The sequence below is a fragment of the Bacteroidales bacterium genome, from assembly GCA_029210725.1.
Lineage (GTDB): Bacteria > Bacteroidota > Bacteroidia > Bacteroidales.
On record JARGFM010000049.1, the window covers coordinates 1 to 12,735 of the forward strand.

The following is a 12,735-nucleotide window of genomic DNA, read 5'->3' on the forward strand; positions in this document are numbered from 1 at the left end:
CACATTTCCAGGATCAGATTTACGGATGGTTTTCAAAATTTCCGCTAATTTAGATTGCGACAAGTAAGGAGTTCTGAGATTTGAAATAAATTAGCCCTGTGAAAGGGATGTGCTCAGAATCTGGGTTTCGGACAATAGAAAAAACCAGTCTAAGCTATAAAGCTTGTGTTAACATTAGCAGGGAAGCAAAATTTTGGTATTCTTGCAGATATATACTATATTTAAAATGAACTAACCTTTAATTCTTAATATAAAACCAAAAGAAATGAGTAGGATACTTCTAAAAAGTTTTTCCGTGTTTATGGCTTTTGTTTTGTTATTTACACAAACCTTAAGTCTCTCCGCCAGATCTTCTGAACCCACTCTGGCCAGTATAGATGAATCTGTTCTGACGCTGGATGAATCAGCTCTGAATGAGGCTATGCAAGAATTAAATGAACTGGATGAATTCCTAAATGAAAATGCAGGAGTCACCTTCACTGATCTGGAATCTGCCGAAAGTGAATTAATTATCGGCGTAGAGAATTCCACTGCACCATTGGGCATGGCCACGGATAGTGAGCCACCACTTGGCATTCCTTCATTCCTGTGGGGATGTATTCTTGGAGTTATTGGGATATTGCTTGTCTATATTCTGACAGATGGTGATAAGACCGAAACCAAGAAGGCTCTCTGGGGGATGCTTGTATGGGTAGGAGTATGGGTTGTATTGTATGTGGGAGTATTTTCTACTGCTGCTCTCTGGTACTAGCGACTTCATTTCATAAACCTTAAAAAAGGTGCCCTTGATCATTATCGAGGGCATTTTTTTACTATTATTAAGGATATTTCAATATTAAACGGATGGTATGAAATATATACTGAAACCAGGTATCATAGGCTGTCTCTTAATTCTGACAATTTTTCAAACGGTCCAGGCGCAGGAGTATTTCAGAGTCAACGCTGATTTTACAGTAAAGATTAAACGCGCCGATGGCACGATGAATCTGACCAGGGGTTCCGTATACTACGACAAGAACATTCAGGAACTGATATATCGGGTCTCATTTCCCCAACCTGAAGTCTGGGTCATTGCTGATACTTCCTTGTTCAAATTCAGAAGTGACACACTCTATGATCGTATTTCAATTCCATCAGTGAACGAATTTACTGTATTTCATCTAAGCCTGAATTCCGGAATCAGTGATTTCGGTATGAAAAGATCCAGATTCAAGGTTTCCAGGGTAGAAAAGAAGAATGATCTTGTTCTCTCCTATTGGAAAATACCTGACCAGGCTGAAATCTCTATTGATCATGTGGTGGTGGCCAAAAAAGACAATCGTCTGGAAAGTGTAATCATGGTAGGAGATGAATCTAAAGTACTAAGCCGGCAGTTCTACAGGAATTATATGAAATCCGGGGCATTTGAATTCCCCCAGCAGATCGTTCAAATCCTGCCCGGGGAGAATGGCGAAGAGAATTATCAGGTCACTGAGTTTAAGAACATAAAGGTCAATGACATGGAAAACGATGAGCTGTTCCGGCATCATTCTTCCTCGGTAAAATAAGCTTTGATGGTAAAATCTAACAGACTTTCTCTGATCCTTCTGGTCCTGTTTGGTATGCTCCGAATTTGCCCGGGTCAGATGGAAATTGATGAAGATTTGCTTAGTTTATTTCAAAACAGGGATACCGTTGAGCAGGACTTCCGGTCTCCCCTTCGAGAAGCCACTAATGATATTACGACCATCGCATCCGCGGGATTTCTTTTTTACAAATCTTTCATTTCTTCTCAGGATAATCCTTCCTGTGTTTTCACGCCCTCCTGTTCAGAGTATGCCATGCTGTCCATTCAGAAAAAGGGTTTTTTTCTGGGCTGGTTACATACCTTTGACCGACTCTCAAGATGTCACGGACTGGTGAATCATAATCATTATCCTTTTGATATTGAGCATAACAGATACTATGATCCGGTGCAATAAGAATACTCTGCTTGGAATACTCATGACATGTATTGTTTCATTTCCGGCTTTTGCACAAGAAGATTTGATGAACTATGACAATTCTTTGAAGTTTGCCAGGTACCTTAGCCAGTCCCGTCAGTATGATTTTGCCGCAGAGGAATATGAAAGACTTCATTTTCAATGGCCCGATGATACCACCGTTTCTTTAGAATTGGTAAGCACCTACCGGCTGAACCAGGATTGTTCTCAATTCTACAATTCTTTCCAGATATTATCGAGCAATAACAGGATATTTAATCAAAAATCATTCTCCAGAGAATATTTAAAATTCTGTTTAAGCTGTAAAATGGAACACCCCCTCTATTTTGATATTACTTCCACGCTGGATCAGGATGAAAAAGCTTTTTATACACTGGGATATTATTGGGCCCTCCAACAATATGATTCGGCGTTTTCTTTTAACTCCAGGAATGCTGATATTCTGTCAGAAAACAATCCGCAACTGTTTTCTCTTACCCAATCCTTTCAAATGCAGAGATTTAAGAACCCTGTTCTGGCCATGGCCATGTCCGCCGTTTTACCGGGAAGTGGTAAAGCCTATTCAAAAAGGTGGGGTGATGCAACAGTTTCCTTCATTCTGGTATCAACCAGTGCTTTTGCATCATACCGTGCGTTTAAACGAAAAGGGATTAAAAGTGTAAACGGATGGATTTTTGGTGGAGTTGCATTTAGCTTTTACTCCAGCAACATTTATGGCTCCTATAAATCTGCGAAACGTTACAACGAGGACCTCAGGATACAATATCAGAATAATGCAGAAAGCACTATTTATAATTCATTTTAGCTGCATTTGTGGCACTATCCTGTTTTCTCAAAATATTTATCAGTGGAAAGAGTATTCCGACGAGCAATATGAGAAAGGGAATTACTCGATTGCCTTAAAAGAATTTCAGCGCATTCTGCTGTTTGATGAAAAACAAGAATTTAATGACGTCTATTATAAAATAGCCACTATCTACTATGATACTGAGGATTATAATAACGCCATCGTATACTATGATTTCGCCTGGAAAGCTGCCCGGAATGACAGTATAAAGATTGAACTGGCATTCCGGAAAATCCTTTGCTATTTTCAACTCAAGGACTATTATTCAGGGCTTACAGAGTTGTATGATCTTCCAGAACAACTTTCGCCCTATTTTGAAAGAATAAAGAACCTCTACTTTGCCATCTGCCATTTTGGGCTGGACGAAAAATATCTATCGCTGAATTATTTTTCCCAAATTGTCGATTCTGCGGGCCTTTTTCAAATTGATTCATGTTTTGTGCAGCTTAATAAGGTTGAAAAGAAATACGACCCGGATAAACTGGAGATGATGAGCATTCTCCTTCCCGGCCTGGGGCAAACCTATGCCGGGGATTTGAGAAGTGGTCTGAACTCCCTTCTTCTTTTGGGGGGTATCGTCACCTACGCTTATCATACCATGCTCGTATATAGCATTTTAGATGGTACACTGGTGTTAACCTCATGGTTCTACCGCTACTACACCGGTGGCCACAGGAAGGCTTACGAGCTTGGTGTCAGAAAAATCCAGGCGCAAAGAAATGAAACCTATCTCCAGGTGATGGATATCACAAGGATCAAGGCCCGTCCTGATCATTAGTAAGCCAGCTGAGAAAGCAGGAGCCGGACATCTCTCTCACAAATAGCCCGTTAATCCCGGGTGCCTGCATATTCCCTCACTCGTACTATCATCAGGAATTCCACGACAACTTCCTTCTTAATACTGTCTCGCAATTCCGGATCAGGATTGCCTTTTAAAATTTCCCGATCCTCTTTGTCGATCACAAATTCATCATATGCCCAATCGATAAACTCGTCAAAGTGCTCATTCACGATCGTGGAAACATCGTCAGTTTTACTGTTCTGGTCGTAATAATTCTCCACATAGTCAGCGAATGTTACAATGATCTCATTTACTTTTTCTTCCTTCATCCTTCTAGTTTTCTATTCAAGCTCCGAACGATAATCCCCCATGCTAATGGACTACATGTTACGAGTTCCCTGGAATCTGAGTTTCGGTAAATCGAATACTATTGATGAATGAGGTAAATGCCGGGGATTAAAGCCTCAGTAAGTGGGACTAATTTTTTTCCCAAAAAGTTATACTGCGTTTGAAGGCACTTTAGGATGAGGAAGACTTTTTAAAAGGGTAAATCATCGGAAAATATACTTGCTTTATGCTTAAGATATCAGGAATAAGGTTCATATTGAAAGTGATGTCCGAGTACCGCTGTTAATATTCTGATTCAATTCAATTCACTTATCTGTTATCTTGGCTTCTATTAAGTCGCAGATTCATGAACTTCAAAATTGAAAAAGCCCTGGCCTTCTTATTCCTGTTGCTTGTGCTGGTTTTAACCTGGTACCTGTTCCTGATAGATGACTTTGTTACGGAAAGCGAAGAAAGAATCACAGGGGTATTCGCCTCACTGGCACTGGGGTTTGGGATATTCCAGTTCTGGTTACAGGAACTGAACAATGACATGCGGAAGCGCTATGATATGCGTTACGAAGCCTATAAAGATCTGGTTCTTCAGATCGAGCGTATTTCTGAATCATTGCATATTGAAATGATCGGAGACGAAATAGGCAGTATCCACAATCTTTTGAACCGCCTGATCAATCACCTGAACAGAATAAATGCCACCATCGCCATAAGCAGCGATTCGCTGTTCCCGGACCTGCATCTTGCACCTGAAACAAAATCGATGCTTGGAATTGTCGGGAAGATCCTGGCAAAGACAAATGAATTCCGCCTGAAAATTGAAAAAGCAAACCGGGGAGGCAAAGAGATAGCCCGGGATTTTCTTCAATCCCAGGATAGAATGCACTGGCATAATGAGACCGGAGAACTACTGAATCAGCTCCATACCGGCAAACTCGATTTCTACAGGATATTACGGGATCATTTTTGATAAAGAAGCAGAGATCAATTACCTGAAAGTACCGGATAGTCTTTGTATATCTTTAGCAAGCCGATGGCTTCTGTCCGCATATTTGTTCGAACAAATTTCCTCATTTTATCATCCATCAATTCACCCAGGCCCTGCAATAATCCTTTATCGGGTATCGACTCAAGCAATTCAATGCACCTTTGGAGGTATTCCTCATAGGTCATTCCCATCCTTGCTTCAATAATCGCTTTATTCACCGGGGTTCGTTTATGCATAAAAAACCAGCAATCAAAAATATCACGGCTGGCAATAGCATTCCTGTCAAGTAAAGCACATAGTTTGTGGGCAAACATGTCACCGGGTAACAGAACCTTCATGTCTATCCCCAGTAAATTTTTGATCTCGTATTGGTTTTCGAACATTCTGTTTGTAATCTCCACTTTTAACTTGCGCTGATTAACGCCATAGTCCAGAACAAGCACGGGCCCAAAGAACTTCTTCGCCTCATCATGAATTTTTCCGTATCGAAGCAATATGGTACGGATTTTCCTGAAAACAACATCTTCCTTTTCAACATCAAGCAGGTTGAAATCAAGATCAATCGAGAAACGAGGAAGTTCATAAAAAAACATCAGCGCTGTCCCCCCCTTAAATCCCAGATAATTTGCCAGTTCAATATCAGAATAGATATCTTTCAGAATTTGAACCATTAAAAACCTGTGCCGGTTTATATCAACCATTACTTAATAGCCTGTTTATGCGTGATACCAGTGTTCCGGATTGATATATGCGTAACAATTTATTTATGTATCTCTTATTCAGGGGATTGAGATTATCAAAATAGTAATCCTTATTCAGGTATGCCAGATCCAGGAATGCCCGTTCAGGAGTGGCCATATTCACATGGTTTTCCAGAACCTCGATTCCTGCCGGATTCGTAAGAATCTCTCCCTTTATTTTACGAAAAATATATTCACTGCCCGACACTTCAATTGTCCTGCTAAGATAGCTTACTGTCGTCATCCTTGAATCGTACTGGAAAACCACCCCTGCTTTTTGTAATACATATTCCAGAGAAATATAGGAGGGTGTGTAAACAGAGCATGCAAGTTCAACTTTACTAAAACCTGGTTTGGTGTAAATGCCTTTGCGAGGATTTTGCAGCTTCCCGGTACGAACGTAGTAGTTAAGTTTTTTATTCAGCGATTGAAAATTTGTTTCACTCGCCAGCAGGGCAACATCATTTAACCGAAATACAGTCCGGACATCATTATATATGGAGAAAATAATATCCATACTCAATTTTCAGGAACTAATAATGCCATTCTATAGTATCTTTAGTTCACAAATATATAAAATATATTCAAAATTGAAAAAGGAAGCATTTTTCACACTCAGTTCTGCTATTTACGCCTTCAACCCATACCTGGACGCCCCTGTCATCATATTTTTTTCTTCCGGAATCAGACCCGGTAATTTTACTGGATAATCTGTAATGATAATATAAAGACCATTTATGATTATACACGGAAATCACAGGTACTTGTTTGTGAAATTAATAACTAAAATTTCCTAGTTTGTAATTAATTATATATCAATTCGTTAGGATTTTGTTTCTTATTGCATTCAATGTCTTAAACAATTGTATTACAGCGCATTGCAAAGTATATAGCTTGTCATGCTTCCCGGTTTCTTCCAAATGCAGGTAAAAACCGTCTGTTTATCTCCTCTGCCTTCTGGTGGTCCCGGATGATCTCTTCGAACAGTTCCATAATATCCACCTTCAATATTTCTCCGATACCATGAACGATCTCCCAGAATATGTCCATCAAATACCGGGTGATGTTCTCTTCCTGCGTCTGCGTACTCAGCATATCAAAGATACTGCCGAGGCTTTGCCCGTAATGCTGCCGCTTAAACAGAAGCAACATGATGTACTGCATCATAACCAGGGTGGTTGCCCCGATCTGTGAATCGAAGTTGTTACACTGGCATTTGCCGAGCTGCAGGTGTTGTTTGCCATCCTTGTAAAAAACTTCAATTGACCATCTGATATGGTAAACCTCCAGCAGCTTATTAAATGTCAGGTCCGGGTCATTGGTGATAAAGACCTTCCACTTGCTTCCCGATCCCAGCCTTACAAAGAACAGATTGACCCTACGGTTATCATACCAGACCGGTACCCTGATGTATTTGGCGTTATACTTCCGGCTACGCTTTACCTTACCCATCTTCACCATCGCTACCAGCTTAATGCCTTTGGAACGAAATGATTCAATGTGGGCAAGGATCTCTTTGGAGAAAAACCAGCTATCAAACAAGACATATTCAAATTCGAAGCCCCGCTTTACTGCCCGGCTTATCATCTTAATCACGCTCTGGGCCTTACTCATGTCCACTTCCGATCTACGCTCGTGTCCTGGGCTATCCTTGGCTCGTTCTTTCTTGAACTGCTTTCTCCGCTGGGCAGGAGTAAGACCGTATAGCGGTGCCTGCTTTTCCTTCTTCTTGACAAGCTCCTCCTTCTCCGCCAGGATGACCCGGGCCTGTTTCATCTGCTTATGCAACTTCGATTGCTTCTTCTTGGAACGGGATACCCTTTTCTCCTGTTTCTCGTATTCCAACGCTGTACCCTTTGTTGATACGGAGTTCATTTCTTCTCTCAAAGTGTACAATACCAACCTTTTCTTCAGATGATCCGCTTTGTGCTCCCGGTATGCAGCCTCAGCCTGCTTGGCCTTACGCTTTGCCCGGTTACGCTTATTCCGTGCCTTATCAAGCTCCTTGCCTCGTTCACGGTGCAGGGAAAAATCAATAGGAATAAAACTATTACCATCCCAGTAACCACTAACCAGAAGTTTGAAACCCAGAATATACCGGCCTGTAACATGGTCGTGGATCTTACTGACACCTTCGATCTTCCACCCGGTCTTTTCAACAGGACTATCATCGAAAATCAAGGCCCTGATCTTTTGTTTACTGTGGTCTGCCAAGCGGGACACAAGCTGCAAATAGCGCCTGGCAAATAAATACAGAATCACGCGCCAGTGTACTTGCTCATTGCCCAGCATATCATAATATGGATTCTTGCTCCCCTCTTTTTCTACTTGCTTCCCGTACTGCCAGGAGAAGTAACTGTGGATGTTCCGGCTGCGGTAAAACAACATCACAAGCAATGTTGTCATAATCTTCGATACCATGATCCCGCTTTGCTTGATTGTATCAAACTGCCCGAATATGCGCCGTACGTCAAAGAACCCTATCGTGTCTTCCAGGCAGAGGCCTGTTTTGTTATCGTTGTCCAGGAATTTATGAAATTCACCCAGATTATCTGTAATTTTCGTGTGTTGCATGTCTATTGGATGTATAACTAACTCTAATATAGCCATTTAGGCGTTGACATGCAACACTTTTTACCTATTTATTTACCTCATTATCAACTAGGAAACTTCAGTAAACTTATAAAAAGGGGATCACAGCGATGATCATTTCACTGATAGTAATTCTGGGAGTTTCTTTTTCTATGTGGGTATATCTGGCTGTAATCAGTCACGGAAAGCCAGATACTTTTAAAGACGAGCGTGGAAATATCCTGAAAGGAAGTATATCAGAAAAAATATTTTTTCCCATCGGTGGGGTGGAGCAAGGGATGTTCATCAGAAGCAAGAATACCGACAATCCCGTATTGCTGTTCGTACACGGCGGACCGGGCTTCCCGAACTATTTCCTGATGGAAAAATACAATCCCGGACTCGAAGATTTATTTACCGTATGTTACTGGGAGCAGCGGGGAGGTGGACTGTCCTACACTCGCGGCTTACCAGCTGAAAGCATCACCCTTGGCCAGCTTGCCTCCGACGCCATGGAGGTAAGCAATTATTTGCGGGAGCGATTTGAGAAGGAAAAGATTTACATCATGGCGTGGTCGGGCGGAACCACCATTGCTTTGCCCGTCGTTGCGAAGGCTCCAGGGCTATTCCATGCCTATGTTGCAATGGGTCAGTTGACCAGACAGCGCGAATCGGAAAGAATTGCCTACGACTATATGCTAAAACAATACACAGAACGGAACGACAAACGTTCAGTAAAAGCGCTAAAAAAATATAAGCAATTGGAAAGAGAATCAGATATGATCTCTTTTTACAATTCGGGTACCCGGGAAAAGCAAATGCACGAACTGGGTATTGGAACCATGCGAAGCATGAAGTCGGTTTTTAAGGATATTTTTTTACCTGTCTGGACCTGCAGGGCATACACGTTCAGGGAGAAATATAAAATATGGAAATCGAAGCTGGTGTTTCTGTCCGGTACAAACCTGAAAAATGAAACCCTCACCACCGATTTTTCAGCAGCTTTTCCCAACATTGATGTCCCCATATTCTTTATATGTGGAAAGTACGATTTAACGGTGAATATGGATTTTTCAAAGGATTATTACAATTCTCTTCATGCTCCGCTGAAAGGTTTTTACACCTTCGGAAATTCTGCGCATGGCCCACTTTTTGAAGAATGAAAGGTTTAAAGAGATTTTGAAGCAAGATGTGTTAAAAGCAAAAATCAGCCTGGCAGATAAATAACCGGCATTACGATATTTGTGGTACCAGATCAAGCTTCACATTCGTAGAAGAACGCCCATGCATCCTCTGTCATGGATTCTTCATTAAAGTATCAGGGGAATTAGCTCATCCTGTTTAAGTTCCGTACCTTGCACCCTGTTATCCGTACGATCCTGTTTTTCCATCAATAATTTCAGCCATGAAAACCATCACAGACAGAAAGAGAATATTGTCTCTCCAACATAAACTGAACAAAAGATTAACCGAGCTTATGCCTGATACTGCAATCCGGCGTGTTGACATTCCAAAAGTGAATACGGAGGTCTCCGTAAATCATAATATCTCCGTTAAGAAATGGTTTTACTACCAGGATAATCAGCAGGCGCATAAGCATACATTTTTTATCGGAAACTGGAAGTACGGAGGTGAGAAACTTCCCTATACCGGGTCCATAAGTGTCTCCTGGGACGGTACTGGAAGCAACGCTGGAATATTTGCTACGGAAAACACCGACGTTTATATCCTGCATTCCGGAAATATGGGCCGCAGAAAAAAAGAGAATTTCTTTGAGGCCTATCAGGGAGAAACGAAACAAATTGAAATGCACGATGAAATTAAAAATTACGCGGTAGTAGGAAGAATGGATGATCCGGATATTGCAAGGCAAGTGGTTAATTTTTTCGATTTCCTGGCCGGCGGGGAAACCGGAAGTCCGGACCTCCCTGCACCGGAATGAGGTAAATCAAGTATAAATCAGATCATCAGGGCGAATACCGGGTCCGGTTTATTCGGCCTGAGGTGCTCATCTGGTCCGTTTTTTCCAGGCAGGGACCTCAAGATTAACGATCTCTTTCACCAAATAATACCGTTTCGATTCGAAATAACAGCTTCAATCGAATAAATCAGTTTAAGCATCCGCCTCTATTTACCGGGGAAATCCACTTTGCTTTTTGCCTTAATTCCGCTACATTTGGCTGAATGAGAACCCTGATTGCCTTCCTGTTTCCCGTGCTGCTGATCAGCTGCAATGAGAATTCCCTGATCCGGTACCAGATGCTGACCGGAGAACCCCGGCAATATGAAAAAGCAGAATTTCACATCTCGGTGGCTGATACCTTCGCCCGGGGGTATGATAGCAGGGAGGTGGCACTGGACATGGTCCTGGAATCCCCCGCGGGAAAGAAGCTGTTGCTGCCTGCATGGTGGGAAGGCCAGGGAGACGGTGCTTCCATATGGAAGGCCCGCTTCACCCCGCAGGAGCCGGGGGAATACAGGTACCACTTCCGCCTCAGCCGGGCAGGGCAGGACCTGTATGAGACAGAAAGCGGCGGCTTTTTTGCCGATACCTCGGGCAGGGATGGCTTCCTGCACACCGGCGGACTCTGGACCCTGGTATTTGACTCGGGGAAACCCTTCAGGGGCATCGGCGAAAACGTGGCCTGGGAGTCCAGGTCCTTCGAAGATCCGAAGTACAGTTATGATTACCTGCTGGCCAGCCTGTCCCGGAACGAAGCCAATTTCTTTCGGGTCTGGATGTGCCCCTGGAATTTCCCGGTAGCCTGGCCACAGGTGAGTAACACAGACCGCTATGCATCCTCGGAGCATGTTTATAACCCGGACGGGATCAGGCGGCTCGATGAGGTGGTGGAGATGATCGACAGCCTTGACCTTTACATGATGCTGGCCTTCAATCACCATGGCGGGATCATGGAAGGCGGGGGATGGGAACTGAACCCTTACAATGCGGTCAATGGCGGACCCGCGGCCACGCCGGCGGAATTTTTTACCTCCCCGGAGGCCGGGGCCCGGTTCAGAGACCAGCTCCGCTACATCGTGGCCAGGTGGGGATACAGCCCGCACATCGGTGCCTGGGAGTTTTTCAACGAGGTGGACAATGCCGTATTCACAAGCAGCGACAGCATCCGCATTCCCCACGAAGCCGTAGCGGACTGGCACCGCGAAATGGCTGCCTACCTGAAAAGCATTGACCCTTACGGGCATATCGTGACCACGAGCGTGTCGCACCGGGAAATCGAGGGCATGTATGCCCTGGAGGAGCTGGACCTGAACCAGATGCATGTGTACAAACGGACTAAACAGATTCCGGAAGAGATCCTCCTGTATACCGGAAAGTACAAAAAACCCTTCAGCTGGGGAGAATTCGGCTATGAATGGGACTGGAACAAGGACTTCTCCGGTTTTGCAGAGGAAATGGACAACGATTACCGGACCGGCCTGTGGTACGGGCTCTTCCACCCCACACCCATTCTCCCCATGACCTGGTGGTGGGAGTTCTTCGACGAGCGGAATATGACCCCCTATTTCAGGAGCGTGGCGGAGATCAACAAGCTGATGCTGGAATCCGGGCAGGGTTCTTTCGACCTGTTGGAGGCGCAGGCCGGAATGGCCGAGGCCTACGCGGTCCGCTGCGGCGAAACCCTGTTTGCCTACCTCCTGAATGATTCGGGCATGGCATTCAGCGGAGAAGCAGAGATCAGCCTGCCCGGCGGGGACATGGAATATTCGGTGCGGTCCTATGATCCTGAAACCAGGGAATTCCTAAACGCGGGGCCATGCCGGTCCGCCGGCGGAAAGCTGGTGATTCCCGGAATCAAACTGGAAAACAGGCAGTCGAGGATCTTCATCCTTACCAGGGAAGGCCAGGAATGACTGAAAACACACAAGCCCGTCAGCAAAGACATGGACACTGCGGGTACATAACAGTATTCTCTGCTTCCGGCAGGACCAATAAAACTAACTGAATTTACCCTCAAATACCAGACAGAGAGGAAATTCCAGCGCAGTCCGTTTTTTCATTGTGCCTGTATTTTATTAAAAATATCACTACTGTCCGACTAAAATAACATAAAAAAGAGAAGGGTACTCCCCGGAGGTTTCCCCTTCATGTTGTAGTTTTGTTTTTGGGAAATAAAACACAACATGAGTAAAAATACAGAAATAAAATTTGTCGGACAGCCGATCTTCAAACAGATAGTGAATTTGACAGAAGCAGTGAACATAGAGAGCTTGGTAAGGAAGCACAACAGCGATTATTACTACAAGGCATTCAAGAGCAGGACCCACTTGCTCACGATGTTGTTTGGGATACTTAGCCGTTGCGACTCAATGACCGAGATCTGTGAAGGGATGCGGGCTTTGGGAGGAAAGCTTAATCACTTGGGATTAAAAAATGCTCCGGCAAAGAGTACGGCATGCGATGGTTTACGTAATCGGGATAATAGATTCTTCGAAGATTTGTATTTCGGTCTGGTGAAAAA

At 43.6% G+C, this 12,735-nt stretch carries 14 protein-coding genes; 10 read left to right on the plus strand and 4 right to left on the minus strand.

Annotated elements, in window-relative coordinates; genetic code table 11:
- The first annotated feature begins 265 nt into the window (after positions 1–265).
- The 5 genes from P1P86_16000 (at position 266) to P1P86_16020 (ending at position 3,607) form a co-directional block, all read left to right on the plus strand.
- The gene (locus P1P86_16000; protein MDF1576689.1) at positions 266–751 is read left to right on the plus strand and encodes a hypothetical protein; all 486 of its coding nucleotides are present in this window, start codon (positions 266–268) and stop codon (positions 749–751) included.
- A 97-nt stretch (positions 752–848) separates the two neighbouring features.
- Positions 849–1,547, plus strand: coding sequence for a hypothetical protein (locus P1P86_16005; protein MDF1576690.1), 699 nt, complete (start codon positions 849–851; stop codon positions 1,545–1,547).
- A gap of 6 nt (positions 1,548–1,553) precedes the next feature.
- Entirely contained in the window at positions 1,554–1,961 is a 408-nt protein-coding gene (gene yidD, locus P1P86_16010; GenBank protein ID MDF1576691.1) for a membrane protein insertion efficiency factor YidD, read from the plus strand.
- Positions 1,962–2,028: 67 nt separating this feature from the next.
- A complete protein-coding gene (locus P1P86_16015) occupies positions 2,029–2,787 on the plus strand; it encodes a hypothetical protein (GenBank protein ID MDF1576692.1) in 759 nt (252 codons plus the stop codon).
- The gene (locus P1P86_16020; protein ID MDF1576693.1) at positions 2,756–3,607 is read left to right on the plus strand and encodes a hypothetical protein; all 852 of its coding nucleotides are present in this window, start codon (positions 2,756–2,758) and stop codon (positions 3,605–3,607) included. The genes P1P86_16015 and P1P86_16020 overlap by 32 nt, the downstream gene beginning before the upstream one ends.
- A 50-nt stretch (positions 3,608–3,657) precedes the next feature.
- Here the strand turns inward: P1P86_16020 and P1P86_16025 are convergent, their stop codons facing one another.
- On the minus strand, positions 3,658–3,939 hold the full coding sequence (locus P1P86_16025; protein ID MDF1576694.1) for a hypothetical protein: 282 nt from the start codon (positions 3,937–3,939) through the stop codon (positions 3,658–3,660).
- A gap of 365 nt (positions 3,940–4,304) precedes the next feature.
- Between P1P86_16025 and P1P86_16030 the strand changes: the two genes are divergently transcribed.
- Positions 4,305–4,922, plus strand: coding sequence for a hypothetical protein (locus P1P86_16030; protein ID MDF1576695.1), 618 nt, complete (start codon positions 4,305–4,307; stop codon positions 4,920–4,922).
- Positions 4,923–4,936: 14 nt separating this feature from the next.
- Here the strand turns inward: P1P86_16030 and P1P86_16035 are convergent, their stop codons facing one another.
- The 3 genes from P1P86_16035 to P1P86_16045 all read right to left on the minus strand — a co-directional run bounded on the left by P1P86_16035 (position 4,937) and on the right by P1P86_16045 (position 8,254).
- Entirely contained in the window at positions 4,937–5,611 is a 675-nt protein-coding gene (locus tag P1P86_16035; GenBank protein ID MDF1576696.1) for a nucleotidyl transferase AbiEii/AbiGii toxin family protein, read from the minus strand.
- Between the two features lie 22 nt (positions 5,612–5,633).
- The gene (locus P1P86_16040) at positions 5,634–6,197 is read right to left on the minus strand and encodes a hypothetical protein (protein ID MDF1576697.1); all 564 of its coding nucleotides are present in this window, start codon (positions 6,195–6,197) and stop codon (positions 5,634–5,636) included.
- A 380-nt stretch (positions 6,198–6,577) separates the two neighbouring features.
- The gene (locus tag P1P86_16045; protein MDF1576698.1) at positions 6,578–8,254 is read right to left on the minus strand and encodes a transposase; all 1,677 of its coding nucleotides are present in this window, start codon (positions 8,252–8,254) and stop codon (positions 6,578–6,580) included.
- Positions 8,255–8,382: 128 nt separating this feature from the next.
- Between P1P86_16045 and P1P86_16050 the strand changes: the two genes are divergently transcribed.
- The 4 genes from P1P86_16050 to P1P86_16065 form a co-directional block, all read left to right on the plus strand.
- Positions 8,383–9,414, plus strand: a complete 1,032-nt coding sequence (locus P1P86_16050) for an alpha/beta hydrolase (protein MDF1576699.1) — start codon at positions 8,383–8,385, stop codon at positions 9,412–9,414.
- 314 nt (positions 9,415–9,728) lie between these two features.
- Positions 9,729–10,193 carry a hypothetical protein gene (locus tag P1P86_16055; GenBank protein ID MDF1576700.1) on the plus strand — a complete coding sequence of 155 codons (465 nt, stop codon included), beginning with the start codon at positions 9,729–9,731 and terminating at the stop codon, positions 10,191–10,193.
- 242 nt (positions 10,194–10,435) lie between these two features.
- Positions 10,436–12,127, plus strand: coding sequence for a DUF5060 domain-containing protein (locus tag P1P86_16060; protein MDF1576701.1), 1,692 nt, complete (start codon positions 10,436–10,438; stop codon positions 12,125–12,127).
- A gap of 270 nt (positions 12,128–12,397) precedes the next feature.
- Positions 12,398–12,735, plus strand: a 338-nt coding sequence (locus P1P86_16065; GenBank protein ID MDF1576702.1) for a DUF4372 domain-containing protein, incomplete at its 3' end; no start/stop codon positions are given.